Origin of the sequence: Paraburkholderia sp. SIMBA_030, assembly GCF_046535245.1 — a bacterium.
Taxonomy (GTDB): Bacteria; Pseudomonadota; Gammaproteobacteria; order Burkholderiales; family Burkholderiaceae; genus Paraburkholderia.
On the sequence record NZ_JAWRXB010000685.1, the window covers coordinates 1 to 267 of the forward strand.

Consider the following 267-nt stretch of genomic DNA (forward strand, 5'->3'; position numbering starts at 1 on the left):
GGGCAGAGCGTCGACAGCTTCCTCGAAGGTCCGGCGTTCGACGCGCAAGGGCGGCTTTATGTCGTCGATATTCCGTTCGGCCGCATCTTTCGCATTGAAGGTGGCGAGGGCGGCGGTGAACGCGACTGGACGCTCGTCGCGCAATACGAAGGCGAGCCGAACGGCCTCAAGTTCCATCCGGACGGCCGCATTCTGATCGCCGATTACCGCAACGGCGTCATGCAGCTCGATCCGCAAAGCGGACGCGTCGAGCCGCTGCTGACCTCG

At 64.0% G+C, this 267-nt stretch carries 1 protein-coding gene; it reads left to right on the top strand.

What is annotated here, in order from left to right; all coding sequences use genetic code 11:
* The coding region (locus SB772_RS41700; RefSeq protein ID WP_410838733.1) for an SMP-30/gluconolactonase/LRE family protein at positions 1-267 on the top strand (267 nt) is incomplete at both ends.